The following is a 15,991-nucleotide window of genomic DNA, read 5'->3' on the forward strand; positions in this document are numbered from 1 at the left end:
GCCTATCGCAGCGCGATCAGCCGCGCCTCATCGGTGACCACATAGACGGTTTCATTCGCGATTACAGGTCCCACGAACACATCGTCGTTCAGATCCATCTCGCGCATCACGGCACCGTCATAGGCATTGAGGATGCGAACCTCGCCATTACTCGCCACCACGACCACCCGCCCGCCGGCCAGAACCGGTCCGGTCCAGGCGATGCGGTTCTTGCGCTTGCGCGGATTTTCGAACAGGTCGAGCTGGCTGATCCACTGTACCGTGCCGTCATGCCGGTTGAGACAGACGATCTCGGCCTCGCTGGTGGTGACGTAGAGATAATCGCCCGCAACCCACGGCGCATGAGATCCGCCGGCCGGCTGGCTCCACAGGCGCTCGCCCGTGCGCAGCGAAATGGCGACCAGAATGCCGGAATGGCTCATGGCGTAGACGGTGTTGTCGATCACGATGGGGCTACCCGCCACATCGTTGATTTCCGACAGTGCCGTCAGACCGCCCGAGCGCGTCAGGCTGTCCGACCAGATCGGGTTTCCGTTCTGTACGCGCAGCGCGATCAGCTCGCCGGATGCAAAGGGCGCGACCACGAGATCGCCCAGTACGGCCGGGCTCGGTGCTGTCAGCAGGCGCGCGCTCTCGACGATGCCCTGATAGGTCCACAGGACGGAGCCGTTATCGCTGTCCAGCGCCAGGAGTTCGTTATCGTCCGACGAGACGAAGACGCGCCCGTCGACGACGGTCGGTGCGCCGTGGAAAGGCACCAGCGTCTCGGTACGCCAGACTTCACTACCGCTCTCGGCATCCAGCGCGACGAAGAAATTGTATCCGGCATGCGCGTAGATGCGCCCTTCGGCGAAGGCTATACCGCCGCCGAAAGCCATCTGGTCGCGGCGGCTCGGTGCCTCGATCCTGTGCTGCCAGATACGCTCGCCGGTATCGGCATCCATGGCAGAGACCGCGCCGCGTGCATCGATGGCGAAGACCTTGCCGTCCGCGATCACCGGACGCGCATTGAGGCGACGGTCATTGTCGGAGCCGGCGCCGAAGCTCTCGCGCCACGCCACATCGAGCGAGCCGCTCGCCTGGGTGTGCTGAAGCGCGTGGGTCGGGTAGCCGCCCGGCTGCGGCCAGACCGCATTCACATAGGGCGGCGGCAGCGACACATCGGCCGGCGCCGCGTTCTCGTCGCGCTGCAGGCCCTGTTCGAAGCTCAGAATGGAGACGCGGCCATCGGTCGGCGCCTCGCCATTGAGTTCGTCATTGTCGTCATTGCTGCCAATCCCGGGAATTACATCCAGCGGGTTGGGCACCGAGACCGAGGAACAGGCCGCTAGCGGCACGATAAGGGCCGCAGCCAGCAGCCCGCGGAAACGCGTTACATCAATCATCACCAGCTTCCCCGGCATTAGGTGTGGTCTCATCCCCGGCCTCGGCCGGCGCCAGCGCATCGTGCTGGGCGATCATGGCGAGGGCTTCCTGGGACCGGCGCCGAACCCCCTCCGGCGTCTCCAGCTGGAAGCTGAGGAATTGATAGTCGTCGCGCGCCCGCTCGATATTTCCGTCCCGCAGGGCCGCTGCGGCGATCGCCTCGCGCGCCAGGAAGCGGTAGGGATCGGTATCATCGGTCAGCGGCGTCAGGCGCAGCTCGATATCGTTGAAGCTCAGATTCGGCCAGCGGGCCCAGGCGGCCTTGAGTTCGGCCAGATCGGACACGACGGCTTCCCCGGTCGCAGCGGCTGCCTGTTCGAACAGGGCTGCTGCTTCTTCCGGATTACCCTGCTCCAGGGCGATGGAGCCGCGATTCATGAGCGCAAGCGCCGGATAACCGCCAGCCCCCGTTTCGGACAGCGTCTCGAAACCGGCATCGGCCAGCGCCAGCTCGCCGCTCTCATACTGGTCGAGGGCCGCGAAATAGGTCTCCGACGAGGCTTCCCCACGGCTGGTCGTCCAGCTCTCCCAAGCCCAGTAGGCGGTCGCGCCCAGCACAATGGCTCCTGCGGCACCGAGCGCCCATGGCAGGTATTTGCGCGTCAGTTCGTCGTATTTGTCACGGCGAAGTTCTTCGTCGACTTCTTCAAAAATATCGACCACGTCGATGCGACTCCGTCATTTCATGCAGCGCGCGCAACCGGCGCGCGATCAAAGCGTTGGCCGGACCCTAGCCTTGCCGGGCTCCCGCGGCAACACGACTCAACCGTCCTTGCGGCCCAATGTGTAGACCTCGCTCGCCGAGGGAAAGCTGCGCGCCTTCACCTCTTCGGCATAGCGCGCGACGGCGGCGTCGGTCCGTTCCGCCATGTTGTCGTAACGCTTGACGAATTTCGGGGTCCAGTCGAACACGCCCAGCATGTCCTGGGTGACGAGGATCTGTCCGTCGCAGGCCGCCGATGCACCGATGCCGATGGTCGGTACGGCGACCGCCTGTGTAATTTCCCGCGCGAGATCCTCGGCCACACCTTCGATGACGATGGCGAAGGCGCCTGCATCGGATGTGGCCACGGCCTCGTCGATAACCCGCTGACGCTCGGCTTCGGTACGCCCCTTCGCCTTGAAGCCGCCCTCGGCGAGCGCCGCCTGGGGACGCAGGCCGATATGGCCGATGACCGGGATGGAGCGTTCGGCCATGAAGCTGATCGTCTCGGCGGCATAGGTGCCGCTCTCGATCTTGATCGCCTGACAGCCCGTCTCCGCCATCACACGGGCGGCATTGGCGAAGGCCTGCTCCGGCGATTCCTCGTAGCTGCCGAACGGCATGTCGACCGCGACCAGGGCGTGCTTCGCACCGCGCATGACCGCCTGACCGTGCATGATCATCATGTCGAGCGTCACGCCGATGGTGGAATCGAGCCCGTGCACCACCATGCCGACGCTGTCGCCGACGAGGAGAAGGTCGCAATGCGGGTCGAGGATGCGTGCCATGGGCGCGTCATAGGCGGTGAGGCAAACGAGCGGTTCGCCGCCTTTGCGGGCGCGTATATCCGGTGCGGTGATACGACGAGCCTTGGTTTGGGCAGACATGAAAAGGGCCTCCGGTTTTCGCGAAGACCCTAAACCAGCATGTTGCAGTGCAAAAGCCTCAGATCAGGCGGCGCGGCAGTATCGTCGCCACCAGGCCCAGCGTGACCGCCATGGCGGCCGCTGCGAGCGCTTCGGGGGTCATCAGCAGTCCGACCGTGGCCCAAGCACCGTCCGTTGGCATCTGGAGATTGCCCATCACGCCTTCCAGCTGGCTGCCCGCGATGGCCGAACCGGTCGAGCCAGCACCACCGAGGAGCAGAACGCGCTTGCGATTGGGGTGGGAGAGCCGCTGCATCACGCCGTGCGTGAAGGCATCGGACGCCTCCTCGCGCTCGAGGGGTTCCGCGGCCTTGGCGAATGCGGCTTTCAGCCTTTCGTCGAATGCATCATCCATCGTCATGACGCCATCACCTCTGCCTCGTGGAAGAAGGCCTGCAATTTGGCCCGCCCCCGGTTCACATGCGACTTCACCGTCCCCAGCGGCATACCTGTCGCCTCGGCTGCTTCGGAATGCGACATGCCGCAAGAATAGCACAGCACGACCGCAGCCCGCTCGTCTTCCTTCAATGTGGCGAGCGCTCGATCGAGATCAACCACATTGCCCATGTCCCGAGGCGCTTCGGCCTCTTCGAGCCCCGCTCCGAACCGCTCCATCGCCTTTTCGGTCGATTTGCGCTTGCGGGCTGACTTGAGAAATTCCGTGTAGGCGATCGAGCACAGCCAGGACTTGAATGTGCCCGTCCCCTTGAAGCTGCCGATCTTCTCATAAGCCCGGATGAAGGCATCCTGGGCGAGATCGTCGGCGAGGGCATGGTTGCGGCACATGCGCTGCAGCATGGACCGCACCAGGCCCTGATGGCGCCGGACGAGCTCTCCGAATGCGGCCGGATTCCGGGTCGCGATAACGAGAGCTGTGAGATCTGCGTCCGACGCTGTCATGGGGCAGCCTCCGGTCAGTCAGCCGCGTTATTGTTCTTCTTGCTCATCAACCCGAAGCCGATCAGCACCAGACCGATCAGGCCCGGGAAGGCTGCGACGGCGGGCATAATGTACATGACTTCTGGATCGCCTTCGACACCGGAAATGGCGAAGCCCAGCAGGATGAAGGCCAGCGCGACAGCAACCAGGATGCTACCGGCTTTCAGATCGCCATTGCCGTCATTCTTCGGCATGCCAAGCGCCTTGACCGTGTCCGGCGTCAGCGTCTGACCACTGCGAATGGCTTCCTCGACGACTTTTAGAGTCGCCTTGCGCTTTTGCGACGACGCATTCACCGAAATCCAGACAATCCCGACGATCATCAGGAACAGTGAGATGGGAATCAGGATGTCTTCCATATCAACCTCCGTAACAAGCGGCACCGCGCCGCCTTTGTAACTGAGATACCCGGAGGCGCCCCATTGGATGCAGGCTCTATCCGATAATTGCCACCCCGAACATATACATGTGCAAATTCATAAGGATAAGCGCTGCAAGAAACCCCAGTACAATGGCTGTGAGATCCCCGCCCCAGCCCTTCACCACAGGTGGCGGCGTCTCCCTCAGACAGGCTGCCACGAAGGTGATCGACGACCAGACGAAGAAACTGCCGAACAGGATCAGCGCCGAGGCCTCGCCATTGGCCAGCAGATGCGCGCCCGACCAGAGCACCACGCCGGCGAGCATGGGATGCTGCACCCAGCGCCGGATATGCCCCGGCGCATAGGCCGACACGATCAGGATGATGGCGAGCGGTACGACCGCGAAGGCGAGATGGCGCGACCATTCCGGCGGTGTCCAGACCTGGACCGGCGGATGGGCGATGATCTTGCCGTAGATGATCAGGCCGAAACCGATCAGCGACGCCGCCGTATAGACGAGCTTGTAGGGCGTCTCGCCAAGCCTCGCCTGCAGTCCGGACCGGGCGCCGGGAATGACACGGAGAAAATGGACACCCAGAAACAGAACCAGTCCGACGACCAGGATGAGCATGCAGGCCTCCCCCTCTTTTTCCCGACTATAGGCGATTCATCGCGCAGTCGTCCGGGAAAACCGCTATTTCGGAATTATTCGAACCACCGCAGGTCCGGAAGATTGAGGCGGCCGCTGAGCCAGAGATGGCCGAGCAGGACCAGCACGGCGGTCAGGCCGAGTTCCAGCGACGCGCTTGCCAGTCCGGCACCGATCTCCCTGATCGCGGGGATCAGAAGCGGCAGCGCCACCCACAATCCGGCCAGAAGAAGCAAGCCGGCAGCAAACCAGGCCACGAGTTCGAACTGGAGCCGTCGCATTGCGACGCGTCGCATCACCGATGCGCGAAACACCGGATCGGCAATCGGAATACTGCCACCCGGCGCATCGCCGGCCTCAAACAGGCGGGTTATCGAATCTGGCTTACTCATCGCCGGCTCCAAGTATCTCTACCAGCCGCGCCCGGCCGCGCAGCACGTGGGATTTTACCGTACCGAGCGGCATCGCCAAGACCTCCGACGCCTCCGCGTGGGTGAAGCCGGCCCCAAGGCATAAAGCCACGGCCGCACGCTGTTCCGGGCCAAGTGCGGCAAGGGCCTGTCGAAGCGCCATGCCAGCATCCACCTGCGGCACCTCATTCACCGGCTGCCCGGCTTGCCAGGCATCGTCGCGACGGCGCGTGCGAGCCATGGCCCGAGCCTCGCTGCGCGCCCGGTTCCACGCGATCCCGAACAGCCAGGACTTGAGCCGGGCCGGGTCTCTCAAAAGGCGTAATCGCGTCCAGGCCGCCAGAAAGGTTTCCTGCGCGAGATCATCCGCATCGGACTCCGCACGGCAAATGCGCCGCAGGAACTGCCTTACGGGCCGCTGATACCGGTCGACGATACGCGCGAAGGCCGCGTCAGAGCCCGACCGGGCCGCTGCGACCAGAGCCGCGTCGGTCGGGATTTCCCCCATCGTGTCAGCCCCGGCGCCCGCCCTTGAAGATTGCGGAGACCAGGAAGGCAAGCGACAGCACGCCCATGATCATCGCAATGAAGTAGGCTTCCTCTCCCATATTGCCGAGCCAGCTCGAATAGCCTGTATAGGCAAAGACAGCAGCCAGGCCTGCAAAGAGAATGACGAGGAAGGCATGGCTGCCACCTCTGCCGGAGCGCCCCGGACCACGTCTCGAACCGGAATCAAGCCCGTCATCGTTCATGCCTTCCGACACGTCCCAGCCATCATCGTCTCGATCGCGATCGAGACTTCGCAACAACGCTTCCGGCGGCTCCTTGCCCGAAGCCGCATAGGTTTTCAAAAGGTCGATTTTCGCCTGGGCCCGTTTGTAGCGCATGAAGCTGTTCCAGCCGGCGGCCACAAAGAAGAAGAGCGGGAACAATAACCACCAGTAGCTATCGAACAGGTCTGCCATGTCAGTGTCCTTTCATCGGTTACGGCCCGGCCTTGGCGCGGACGTGCCGTTACCTCTGTGTTGCCGCCGGTTACCGTTCCGGATGCAGGCCGTTTCGATTTTTTGTCTCGCCGACATTCAATGCGGCGAAAAAACCAGCAGGCAACGGCACGGGCCCGCCTCGACATGCATGCCATGCGACGTACCAGGCTCGAAATAGACCGCCTCCTGCGGACCGAGCCCGACCGGCCCGCCGGGCAGATCGAGTACAAGCTGACCGCTGATCACGAAAATCGTCTCAGGCACATGCGTCTCGTGCATTTCGACCGCAGCACCCTCCTCGTATTCGACCAGGACAAGATTCTGCGCAGCCCCGCTCTCGGGCGACAGCATGGGTTGCTGACGGATTCCCGGACGGCGGCTGTCCCGCCATCCGCCGTCCATCGGCCGCAGCACATGGATTCCCTCGTTCACGCCTGTCCTCCCCGCATACGCCGCCCACAGGCCGCAAGCCCGGTGCGATCCTACGCGATCGGGCCTGCGGCAGACAGGTGCCGCCGTCAGAAAGGCAATTGCGTGAAGTCGGGAAGTGCGACCTCGATCTCACCGGTCCCCAGCGGTTCGTCTCGCATGAAACGATGGATAACCTCGCCCACTTCCGGCGACGACATGAAGAGATTGTGACCGGCATTGCGCACCATGATCCGGGTGACGTTTCCCAGGCCCGCGACGGCTTCCGCCTGACCGTCGGGATAGGTCCGCCCGTCCAGCGTGCCGCTCAGCAAGAGGACCGGCGTATCGCCATGGGGGCCGTCCCGGAATGCCGGGCCCAGATCGATCTCCTCGAGCACATCGATCACTTGCGGCATCGGAAAATTGAGATAGCCGCCAACCATGGCGTGCGGGATCTGGCGCCGGACCTCGGCGAGCCGGCCCGCACTGATCCCCGAAGCCCGGTCCATCGCGGTGGGCATGAGACGGAAGCCAAGCGGCTCGCCGGGACGATGGAAAAACGGGAGCGCTGCCTGCAAGGGGCTCAGATCTCCGGTGTCGAGCCCCCGATAGATAGCCAGCATGAGCGTCGCCCATTGCGGGTCCGATATCAGTCGCGAAACCACTTCCTGCGCATGACGGCGCTGGAACAGGATCTCCGCTTCGCTGCCGTCGCGCCTTGTGTAGGTGACAAGCAGGGGCTCTGCCTCAAGACGGGCCTGCACGCGGCGGATCATGCTCTCGATATCGGGGTAGAGCGCGCGGGCTTCCCGCTGCGTATTCACCGCCTGCTGCAGACGGCGGATATAGTCATCCGTGCGCGCCGGATACTTTACCGTCTGGTCGAGCCCCTCGGCCCCGGTAATGACCGCGCGTTCGATCTCGCCGGGTATCGCATCGAGTGCGGCCAGAGCGAGGTGACTGCCGTAGGATATCCCCCAGAGCGCGACACGCTCGGCGCCAAGATGGGCGCGGAGGGCGGAGATGTCCTGAACGCTTTCCGCAGTCGTATAGCCCGCCGGGTCGGCCCCTTCGGCGCGCCAGAAGGCCACGCATTCACGGATCGCGGCGCGGTATATATCCGCCAGGCCGCTATCGCCGACAGGCTGCAAATCGGGAACCACGTGGCTGGAGCGGCAGGCGGGCGTGTCGTCGGACAATCCGGTTCCGCGCTGATCGAAGGCGATCACGTCGCCATGCTGGCGCATGGCCATGAACAGGGGAAAGCGCCGCTCCTCCGCCGCCCCCGTACCGGACCCGCCCGGCCCGCCGGCGAGATAGACAATGGGCGAACCCGGATTGTCCGTCGTCGCGGGAAATCTGACATAGCCCAGCGCGATCGTCCGGCTGGCCGGATCGTTCCTGTTCTCCGGAACTTCGAAAAATCCGCGATAGGCGTCGGCGGTTTCCCCGCTCTGTGCGGTGAACACGACGGCTTCCTCGCCCGGCAATTGCGCCAGTCCGGCAGCCGGCCAGCCGATTGCGGCGAGTGCGCCGGCGAGATAACCCCTGACAATTCTCATATCCAGTCTCCTTTCGCGGTATCCGATGCGACGAGGTTTCACGATGACCGGCACAGGTGCATCCGGATTTCGGCAAACGGCGCGGACAAAACGCCGGGCGGCATGCTGCCGGTCTGTGAACGGCAGGTTTCTTTCTTTAAGCGGCGGGGCCTGCAGGGCGACCGGACGGCGCCGCCCCGTTAGACTGGGGACATGCACCGTTTCCTGCTCGCGATTCTTCTCTTCGCCCTTTCCGCTCCGACACTCGCTCAGCCACAGGCTGCGAGCGTCACCGTATGCCCCGCCGCCGGCGACGAGACGGCCCCGCCGGACTTCGGCAATGCCGCCTGCGAACAGCAAGACCTGTGGCAGGTGGACCCGCAGGAGCGAGCCCTCTGGATCAGGGCATATATCGACCTGCCGGAAACACTGGGGGCCAACGGCCAGCCGCTCGGCCTTTACGTGTCGGGAAAGATGTCGAGCCGTGTCTGGGTGAACGGGGAATGGCTCGGCGAGAACGGCCGCCCCGGACGCGGGATCACGGAGGAAATACCCGGGGCGATGGATGCCGTCTTCTACCTGCCGCGCGACCTGATCCGCCCGGAGAGGAACGAAGTCATCTTGCTGGCTTCGGCCCATCACGGGTTTCTGCGCTTCATCAATCCTGTGCACTGGATCGCGATCGGCGAATACGGTGATCCCGGTCTTCGCATCATGACCGGTTACTGGCCGACCGCGATCACCTTCGGGGCGTTCATTCTCGCCTTCATTTTCTTCTCCATCGCAGCCTGGCGGGGCATCGAACGGAACCGGTCCCTGCTCCTGGCGGCCTTCTCCCTGGTCGCTGCCCTGCAGCTGATCGCGGAAATAGCTCGCGGCCTGTTCGCCTATCCCTTTCCCGTGCACGAACTCCGCATGCTGGCAGTCGCCGGCTGCTCGGCCCTGCTGGGCCTGATCCTGATCGCCTATCTGCTGGCACGCTACTCGGACTGGTCAGCGCGTACCCAGGGTCTCGTACTGGCCGGAATTGCAATCCTGGAGGCCGCGACCCTCTATTTTGCCGGAGGGTATGACGCGAAATCGGGATTCGCCCTGCTCGTCGCCCTGGCCGCCGGTATCGTTCTCTGCCTCTACCGGGCCTGGCGCGGCCGACGCGAATGCTGGATTTGGGCTGCAGCTCTGGCCATTTCCGTCCTGCTTCTCCTCCTGGAGGGCAGCACCTTTCTCGACCGCCATGTCTTCTATCTCGCCGGCGGCATGCTGCTTGTCCTGGTCGGTCTTCAGGCCCAGGCCTTCGCCCGCGAACGCTCGCTCCGCGTTGCCGAGACCGTCCGCGCGCGGCAGCTGGAAGCAGCGCTGGACAAGGCAAGACAGCGCACAGAGCCCGCCCAGCTTTCGCTGACGGAAGCCGGGCGCCTCGAACGAATCTCCACCGACAGGATCGTCCATCTGAAGGGCGCCGGGGACTATGTGGAGATCTGTTTCGATGACGGCCGATCGAGGCTTTATAACGGTACGCTGAACGGGCTCGAGGCCGAACTACCGGCGACATTCCTGCGTGTCCACCGCTCCCATATCGTCAATACGGACTATGTCGAATCACTCACCCGCGACACCTCCGGCATCGGCGTGCTGGCCCTGACCAATGGCGGCGAAATTCCGGTCAGCCGGCGCATCCTGCCATCGGTTCGCAGCGCGCTGGCGGCTCGGCCGCAGGCCGGCTGATTGAGGCTCAATAGTGCGGCGGCTTCTTCGCTTCGGGCGCTGGCGCCTGGGCTTCCAGCGTGTCGACGCGAAGCAGCAGCTTGTTCAGGCGCCGCGTGAGGCGATCGATCTCCTCACGCTGGGCGAGAATCACCTCATTGAGGTCTTCGAGCGTCTTGTCCTGGTGGGCGCTGTTCTCTTCCAGCGTCTCGATACGGGCCTGCAAAGTGTCGATCATGGCGCCATGCTCCGGTGAGTCCGTCCGCAGGCTAGCGCGATTTTCTCCGGCGCGAAGCCTGGTACGGCCGCGGTGTGCAGCTGAGGCGCCTTAGTCGCGCCGGCTAGAAGCCGAGATCGCTCAATGACGGGTGATCGTCCGGGCGACGCCCCAGCGGCCAGTGGTATTTCCGGTCGGCCTCGCGGATCGCCACATCATTGATACTCGCGGCGCGGCGGTGCATGAGGCCCTTCGCGTCGAATTCCCACATCTCGTTTCCGTAGGAGCGAAACCAGTTGCCCTCCGTATCGTGCCATTCATAGGCGAAGCGTGCGGAGATCCGTTTATCATGGAAACTCCACAACTCCTTGATCAGACGATAGTCAAGCTCGCGCTCCCATTTACGCGTCAGGAAGCCCACGATCGCAGACCGACCCTGCACGAACTCGGCACGATTGCGCCACTGGCTGTCGACCGTATAGGCCAGCGAGACTCGGGCCGGATCGCGGGAGTTCCACGCATCTTCCGCCAGACGGACCTTGAGGGCCGCCGCTTCGGCATCTGAATAAGGAGGCAGTGGCGGTCGTTCGGTTTGCATTACCGGACTCCATTCGGGTTCAGCTTCGCCAGCTCGGCGCGGAGCCGGGCGTTTTGCGTTTCCAGTTCTGTCATCCGCTCACGCACCTCCCGCATACCCTCGCGGATTTCCGCCTCGCTAAAGCGCAGAGTGATGTGCTGCGGACAATTCCAGTCGAAGGCTTCGAGTGTGAGCACGAATATCCGCTCGGCTCGTGCGCGATAGCCCGGCATGGCGAGGCTGGCTTCAAGCTCGGGATCGCTTCCGGCCGGCAATGTTTCGGCACGCGCGTAAATCTTCAGGCGCGTTCGTTTGGCGTAATCCATCAGGATCAGCGCCACACGCGTATTCGCACGCAGATTTCCAGCGCTGATATATTGGCGATTACCGCGATAATCGGCAAAAGCCAGCCTCCGCTCGTCGAGGAGTTTGAGGAAGCCCGGCGGACCGCCGCGATGCTGCACATAGGGCCAGCCGGACTCGGAGACCGAGGCCATGTAGAAACTGTCCCTTGCCGCTATGAAGGCAGCTTCATTCCCGGTGAAGCGGTCGAAATCGCGTTCGATGTCCGTCCGCTCCCAGACATGGGCGCTACCCATTTCCAGCTGCACGGCACGAACGCTTGGCGTGATGGCGATAGCCAGGAATCCATAGCCCATCTGAGGGACCTTTCTCCAACAGGCGAACTGCCGGTAAAAAAACGGGCGGACACTGAGGGACGGTCCGCCCGCCCCGTCATCAGGCCGCCTGGGCGGCGCTGACGACCGGGAAGTCGATATCGGTATCGGCGACGATGTTGATCAGGTTCGTGAAGACGTTCTCAGCCGCCACGGCGACGATCTCGACGATCTCCCGATTGCTGTATCCGGCATCGCGCAGGGCCGTGATGTCGGCATCGCTGACTTGACCGCGCTCACGGACGATCTTCGCCGCGAAACCGACGGCGACATCCGCCTTGGCATCACCGGACCCGCCCTTGCGATTGAGTGCGACTTCCTCCGGGCTCAGTTTGGCCAGGTTCAGTCCGAGATAGGTATGCGCGGACAGGCAGTAGTCGCAGCCATTGACCTGGGCGACCGCGAGCGCGATCCGCTCGCGCGTCTTGACGTCGAGCGTCTTCGCCAGGGCACCGTTATTGGCGGTGAAGCCTTCCAGAGCCGCCGGGCTGGAGGCGATCAGCCGGAACATGTTCGGCACCACGCCGAGCTGGCCATGAACGGCGTTCAGAATCGGCTTGGACGCATCCGGCGCATTGTCGAGTTCGGGGATGGGAAGTCGGGACATGGATTTCTCCTTTTCGGGGGGCGATCCGGGTGATCGCGTCTTGCCAGGGAGAAATAGACATTCCATTTTGAATGATAATAGTGCATTCTCTGGAATATCTCTTCCATTTTCCGGAACAGTGATGGACCGTATCAAAGCCATGAAAATCCTGCTTCGGGTTGCCGATAGCGGGAGTTTTTCAGCAGCCAGCCGCAGTCTCGGCATCCCGCTCGCCACTGTCAGCCGTCAGGTCACCGAGCTTGAGGCACATCTTGGAACCCGGCTGCTGACGCGCTCGACGCGCAAGCTCGCCCTGACCGATGCCGGTGTGGCCTATCTCGGCGCGGCGCGGCGAATTCTCGAAGACATCGAAGAAGCCGAGCGCAAGGCTGCCGGCGAATATCAGACTCCGAGAGGAGAGCTGATCGTGACGGCTCCGGTCTGTTTCGGACGGCTTCACACGCTTCCGCTTATCCGGGACTTCCTGGCGGCCTATCCGGAGATCAATGTGCGGCTCACCCTGTCCGACAGCAATCTTCACCTGCTCGACGAGCGGATCGACATGGCGGTGCGGATCGGTCCGCTCCCTGACAGCAGCCTGGTCGCCACACGTGTCGGGGAAGTCCGTACCGTCGTAGTGGCAAGTCCCGATCTGCTGGCCGCACACGGCACGCCCCGGACGCCGCATGAGCTGGCAATGCTGCCAAGCGTGGATTTCGACGTGCTGACGCGGTCGGCGAACTGGCCTTTCGTGTCGGAAGACGGCAAGCCGACCGAAATCGCCATGATGCCCCGTCTGACCGTTTCCGCAGCCGATGCGGCAGTCTGGGCCGCGGAACAGGGTGTAGGCGTGACGCGCGTCCTCAGCTATCAATGCGCCGAGGCCGTGCGCAGGCATACGCTTCGCATCCTTCTGAAGGCATTCGAGACCGAGCCGCTCCCGGTCCATCTCGTCCATGCCGGTCAGGGCGAGTTGCCGACCAAGATGCGTGTCTTCCTCGACTTCGCGAAGGCGCGACTGCGTGAAAGACTGCAGGAAATCGAAGCCTGCTGCTGACCCAGCCCTGAAGTGGAAGTACCACTGGTCCTCGCCGCTCCGCGCGCTACCTTGCCTGAAGTTTCACAGGATCCGCCTTTCATGATCGCCACGCAGAATCTCGAACAGGCCTTCCGGCAGCTCACAGATTTCTGGTCTCCCAGGATTGTCGGCCGGGTCAACGACCAGCTGCTCAAGGTCACGAAGCTGAAGGGCGAGCTGGCCTGGCATGCGCATGAGGATGCGGACGAATTATTCCTCGTCGTGCGCGGCCGGCTGAAGATCGAGTTCGAGAACGGCGCGGCCGAACTGGGCGAAGGCGAGATGCTCACGGTGCCGCGCGGCGTACGGCATAATCCCGTCGCCGAGGAGGAGTGCTGGGTCATGCTGATCGAGCCGGAGACGACGCTTCATACCGGCGATGTCGTGACGCCGCGTACACGCAGTCTGGACGAACAGCGCACCTGAAGGCGCGAGAAGGACCCGGCCACGCATTCATCGACCTCGGGCCGGTTCATGGTCCGGATGGTGATGATGGCCTCCCCTGTTGCTGCCGGCCGTATCGAGCCCGGCCCGAAACACGGAGCCAGCAGGCTGTCGGGAGGCGGAATCAGACGGTGCGCGGGCGGGGTTTGCGAGTGGCGCGGCGCTTGGCCGGTGCGGGCGGCGGGGCTTCGGCTTCCCGCGCCAGGCGCGCTTCGCGCAGCTTGCGGGTGCGGGCGGTCCGTTCGTCCGCCTCTTCCTTGAGAATCGCGCGCGCCGTCGCATCGGTCAGCTCGGCACGGGTGTGGGGTGTTTTCGGCTTCACCTTGAAGACGTCGTCATGTCGGGTCTCGCCCATGGGCAGACTCCCTCGTTGCTGATCGGGAAAACAAACAGGCCTGAAAACAGAAAAGGCCGGGCAGATGCCCGGCCTCTCTGGTCATTGATCGGGTGGGCTGGCATCCAGCGTCCCGAACGGTCTGTCAGCCTAGGCCAGCTGAACGTTGTCAGCCGCGTTCTTGCCCGAACGCTTGTCTTCGACGACGTCGAAGGTGACCTTCTGGCCTTCATCGAGCGAACGCATGCCGGAGCGCTCGAGCGCGGAGATGTGAACGAACACGTCGGTCGAGCCATCTTCCGGCTGGATGAAGCCGAAGCCTTTGGTGGTATTGAAGAATTTAACGGTACCAGTCGTCATGACGATTTCCTTTCAATCAGTCACGTGGGGACAGGCTCGCACGGCCGTGTGCCGGTGAGTCCTGAGTGTCGAATTTGGAAGGGAAAAAGTCAGGGACGCGAATATTTTGCGCCAAGAAAATTCGTCAAACCAAGTCGATGCCGGACATATAGAGGCGAACGGTGTCAAAAACAAGTCGCTCGGACAATATTTGGGAATTTTATTTGCTGCACGGAGGGGTGAATACCCCGCCCCGTCAGGCGTCGGCAGCTGGGCGCGCGGCCTCGTATTGCTGTCGCCGGAGCACCGCATAATCGCGCAGGAGACCGACGCGGCGCGGCCTGAAGCTCTCGCTACCGCGCGAAAGACGCTCGATCCGGGCGACGTGGAAGACCCGGAAATCCTGGCGTAGCCGGCAATGGGCCAGCATCATCAGCACGCCCTGGCCGTAGGACAGGCCGAGCGGCCATATCTCGCGCTCGGTGCGCTGCTCCTTGAGATCGCGATAGGTCATGACCAGGCTGAATTCCTCCCAACAGGCCCGGCGCAGAAGGTCCATATCGACGCCGACCGGCGGTCTTTCATCGGAGGGGAACCAGCTGCGCACCGTCGAATGCATGGCATGGCGGGCCTGGGCGTCGGGCAAGGTCGCGATGATCCGGGCCAGTGCGTCTCGCCCGGCCGCAGTCAGCGTCTCGTCGCCGATCCGCTCCAGCCCGCTCACCGCCAGCATAAGCGCCTCGATCTCCAGCCTGGAAAAGCTCTGCGGCGGCAGGGCCGGGTCTTCGGTCAGCGTGTAGCCGACGCCCGCGGCGCCGTCGATCAGCGCTCCGCCGGCGCGCAGCGTCGCGATATCGCGATAGAGCTGGCGGATGGAGACATCGGTCTCCCCGGCCAGGCGCTCGGCCGTGACCGGCGACGGCAGCCGCCGCATCACATCCATCAGGCGCATCAGTCGATCTGTGCGAGCCATATTGCTCCTGCCGGGTTCTGTCAGGAGGGCGAGACTAGGGTCCCGGCGTCGAAACACAAAGGACCTGCCTCATGGCCATGCTTTATCACGCCCCCAATTCCCGCTCCTCCGGCATCGTCGCGCTGATCGACGCGCTCGGCGCCGATGTGGAGATCCGCAAAGTCACCCTCGCCCGCCAGGACGGCTCCGGCGGTCCCGACCCGGCCAATCCGCATCCGGAAAAGAAAGTGCCCTATCTGGTCGACGGCGACGAAAAAATCCGCGAGCGCGGCGCCATCACCCTCTATCTCACCGACAAGTTTCCCGAGGCCGGTCTCGGCCCGATCGAGGGCGCGCCAGGGCGCGGCGAATACCTGTCCTGGCTGTTCTATTATCAGGGCATCATGGAACCGCTGATCATCCTGAAATGGGCCGAGGTATCCCACCCGGTCGTCGACGCCAGCCTGCGCGATTACGACACCATGATCGCCCGCCTCGCCGAAGCGCTGGAGGACCGACCCTACCTGCTCGGCGACGGCTGGACCGCCGCCGACCTGCTCTGCGCCAGCCCCTTCGTCTGGGCCCCCGCCCTGATGCCGGACAATGCCGTCATCAAGGACTGGGTCGCCCGCTGCGCCGGCCACCCGTCGGTCAAGCGCGTCGCGGAGCGGGAGATGGCAGAGGCCTAGGGGGAGATCGGCCACTTTCCTCCCCGCTCGCGGGGAAGTGGG

Annotated in this window: 23 protein-coding genes; 4 read left to right on the forward strand and 19 right to left on the reverse strand. The window is 63.7% G+C overall.

Features of this window, described 5'->3' with window-relative positions; translation table 11 throughout:
* Positions 1 to 2: 2 nt before the first annotated feature.
* From AC13HB_RS13480 to AC13HB_RS13535, 12 genes are all read right to left on the reverse strand, one after another.
* Positions 3 to 1,385: an outer membrane protein assembly factor BamB family protein gene (locus tag AC13HB_RS13480; protein ID WP_482950287.1), complete on the reverse strand. Its 1,383-nt coding sequence runs from the start codon at positions 1,383 to 1,385 to the stop codon at positions 3 to 5.
* On the reverse strand, positions 1,378 to 2,088 hold the full coding sequence (locus AC13HB_RS13485; RefSeq protein WP_482950288.1) for a tetratricopeptide repeat protein: 711 nt from the start codon (positions 2,086 to 2,088) through the stop codon (positions 1,378 to 1,380). Before AC13HB_RS13485 ends, AC13HB_RS13480 begins: the two co-directional genes overlap by 8 nt.
* 99 nt (positions 2,089 to 2,187) lie before the next feature.
* Entirely contained in the window at positions 2,188 to 3,015 is an 828-nt protein-coding gene (gene panB, locus AC13HB_RS13490; protein ID WP_482950289.1) for a 3-methyl-2-oxobutanoate hydroxymethyltransferase, read from the reverse strand.
* A 58-nt stretch (positions 3,016 to 3,073) separates the two neighbouring features.
* Entirely contained in the window at positions 3,074 to 3,415 is a 342-nt protein-coding gene (locus AC13HB_RS13495) for a hypothetical protein (protein ID WP_482950290.1), read from the reverse strand.
* Positions 3,412 to 3,954, reverse strand: coding sequence for an RNA polymerase sigma factor (locus tag AC13HB_RS13500; protein ID WP_482950291.1), 543 nt, complete (start codon positions 3,952 to 3,954; stop codon positions 3,412 to 3,414). The genes AC13HB_RS13495 and AC13HB_RS13500 overlap by 4 nt, the downstream gene beginning before the upstream one ends.
* Positions 3,955 to 3,968: 14 nt before the next feature.
* Positions 3,969 to 4,352, reverse strand: coding sequence for a DUF6249 domain-containing protein (locus AC13HB_RS13505; protein WP_482950292.1), 384 nt, complete (start codon positions 4,350 to 4,352; stop codon positions 3,969 to 3,971).
* A gap of 76 nt (positions 4,353 to 4,428) precedes the next feature.
* Entirely contained in the window at positions 4,429 to 4,986 is a 558-nt protein-coding gene (locus AC13HB_RS13510) for an NnrU family protein (RefSeq protein WP_482950293.1), read from the reverse strand.
* A 74-nt stretch (positions 4,987 to 5,060) separates the two neighbouring features.
* Positions 5,061 to 5,396 carry a hypothetical protein gene (locus AC13HB_RS13515; RefSeq protein WP_482950294.1) on the reverse strand — a complete coding sequence of 112 codons (336 nt, stop codon included), beginning with the start codon at positions 5,394 to 5,396 and terminating at the stop codon, positions 5,061 to 5,063.
* Positions 5,389 to 5,922: an RNA polymerase sigma factor gene (locus AC13HB_RS13520; RefSeq protein ID WP_482950295.1), complete on the reverse strand. Its 534-nt coding sequence runs from the start codon at positions 5,920 to 5,922 to the stop codon at positions 5,389 to 5,391. The genes AC13HB_RS13515 and AC13HB_RS13520 overlap by 8 nt, the downstream gene beginning before the upstream one ends.
* 4 nt (positions 5,923 to 5,926) lie before the next feature.
* Entirely contained in the window at positions 5,927 to 6,379 is a 453-nt protein-coding gene (locus AC13HB_RS13525; RefSeq protein ID WP_482950296.1) for a hypothetical protein, read from the reverse strand.
* Between the two features lie 117 nt (positions 6,380 to 6,496).
* On the reverse strand, positions 6,497 to 6,832 hold the full coding sequence (locus tag AC13HB_RS13530; protein WP_482950297.1) for a cupin domain-containing protein: 336 nt from the start codon (positions 6,830 to 6,832) through the stop codon (positions 6,497 to 6,499).
* A gap of 86 nt (positions 6,833 to 6,918) precedes the next feature.
* On the reverse strand, positions 6,919 to 8,373 hold the full coding sequence (locus tag AC13HB_RS13535; protein WP_482950298.1) for an alpha/beta hydrolase: 1,455 nt from the start codon (positions 8,371 to 8,373) through the stop codon (positions 6,919 to 6,921).
* Positions 8,374 to 8,565: 192 nt separating this feature from the next.
* Between AC13HB_RS13535 and AC13HB_RS13540 the strand changes: the two genes are divergently transcribed.
* Entirely contained in the window at positions 8,566 to 10,077 is a 1,512-nt protein-coding gene (locus AC13HB_RS13540) for a LytTR family DNA-binding domain-containing protein (RefSeq protein WP_482950299.1), read from the forward strand.
* A gap of 7 nt (positions 10,078 to 10,084) precedes the next feature.
* On the opposite strand, the gene AC13HB_RS13545 is transcribed toward AC13HB_RS13540, so the two are convergent.
* The 4 genes from AC13HB_RS13545 to AC13HB_RS13560 all read right to left on the reverse strand — a co-directional run bounded on the left by AC13HB_RS13545 (position 10,085) and on the right by AC13HB_RS13560 (position 12,134).
* Positions 10,085 to 10,294 carry a SlyX family protein gene (locus tag AC13HB_RS13545; protein ID WP_482950300.1) on the reverse strand — a complete coding sequence of 70 codons (210 nt, stop codon included), beginning with the start codon at positions 10,292 to 10,294 and terminating at the stop codon, positions 10,085 to 10,087.
* A gap of 103 nt (positions 10,295 to 10,397) precedes the next feature.
* Entirely contained in the window at positions 10,398 to 10,871 is a 474-nt protein-coding gene (locus AC13HB_RS13550; RefSeq protein ID WP_482950301.1) for a nuclear transport factor 2 family protein, read from the reverse strand.
* A complete protein-coding gene (locus AC13HB_RS13555) occupies positions 10,871 to 11,509 on the reverse strand; it encodes a pyridoxamine 5'-phosphate oxidase family protein (protein WP_482950302.1) in 639 nt (212 codons plus the stop codon). Before AC13HB_RS13555 ends, AC13HB_RS13550 begins: the two co-directional genes overlap by 1 nt.
* Positions 11,510 to 11,588: 79 nt before the next feature.
* Positions 11,589 to 12,134, reverse strand: a complete 546-nt coding sequence (locus AC13HB_RS13560; protein WP_482950303.1) for a carboxymuconolactone decarboxylase family protein — start codon at positions 12,132 to 12,134, stop codon at positions 11,589 to 11,591.
* 121 nt (positions 12,135 to 12,255) lie between these two features.
* Here AC13HB_RS13560 and AC13HB_RS13565 point away from each other — a divergent pair, with 121 nt between their 5' ends.
* A complete protein-coding gene (locus AC13HB_RS13565; RefSeq protein ID WP_482950304.1) occupies positions 12,256 to 13,170 on the forward strand; it encodes a LysR family transcriptional regulator in 915 nt (304 codons plus the stop codon).
* 81 nt (positions 13,171 to 13,251) lie between these two features.
* On the forward strand, positions 13,252 to 13,617 hold the full coding sequence (locus AC13HB_RS13570) for a cupin domain-containing protein (protein ID WP_482950305.1): 366 nt from the start codon (positions 13,252 to 13,254) through the stop codon (positions 13,615 to 13,617).
* A gap of 142 nt (positions 13,618 to 13,759) precedes the next feature.
* Here AC13HB_RS13570 and AC13HB_RS13575 read toward each other — a convergent pair whose 3' ends face one another.
* The 3 genes from AC13HB_RS13575 to AC13HB_RS13585 form a co-directional block, all read right to left on the reverse strand.
* The gene (locus tag AC13HB_RS13575) at positions 13,760 to 13,990 is read right to left on the reverse strand and encodes a hypothetical protein (protein WP_482950306.1); all 231 of its coding nucleotides are present in this window, start codon (positions 13,988 to 13,990) and stop codon (positions 13,760 to 13,762) included.
* A gap of 129 nt (positions 13,991 to 14,119) precedes the next feature.
* Positions 14,120 to 14,329: a cold-shock protein gene (locus tag AC13HB_RS13580; protein WP_482950307.1), complete on the reverse strand. Its 210-nt coding sequence runs from the start codon at positions 14,327 to 14,329 to the stop codon at positions 14,120 to 14,122.
* A gap of 235 nt (positions 14,330 to 14,564) precedes the next feature.
* Complete coding sequence (locus tag AC13HB_RS13585) at positions 14,565 to 15,281, reverse strand: helix-turn-helix transcriptional regulator (RefSeq protein WP_482950308.1); 717 nt, start codon at positions 15,279 to 15,281, stop codon at positions 14,565 to 14,567.
* A 71-nt stretch (positions 15,282 to 15,352) separates the two neighbouring features.
* On the opposite strand from AC13HB_RS13585, the gene AC13HB_RS13590 reads away from it, so the two are divergent.
* The gene (locus AC13HB_RS13590) at positions 15,353 to 15,949 is read left to right on the forward strand and encodes a glutathione S-transferase family protein (RefSeq protein ID WP_482950309.1); all 597 of its coding nucleotides are present in this window, start codon (positions 15,353 to 15,355) and stop codon (positions 15,947 to 15,949) included.
* The last annotated feature ends 42 nt before the right edge of the window (positions 15,950 to 15,991 follow it).

It is taken from the genome of Maricaulis sp. B-26 (genome assembly GCF_056857855.1).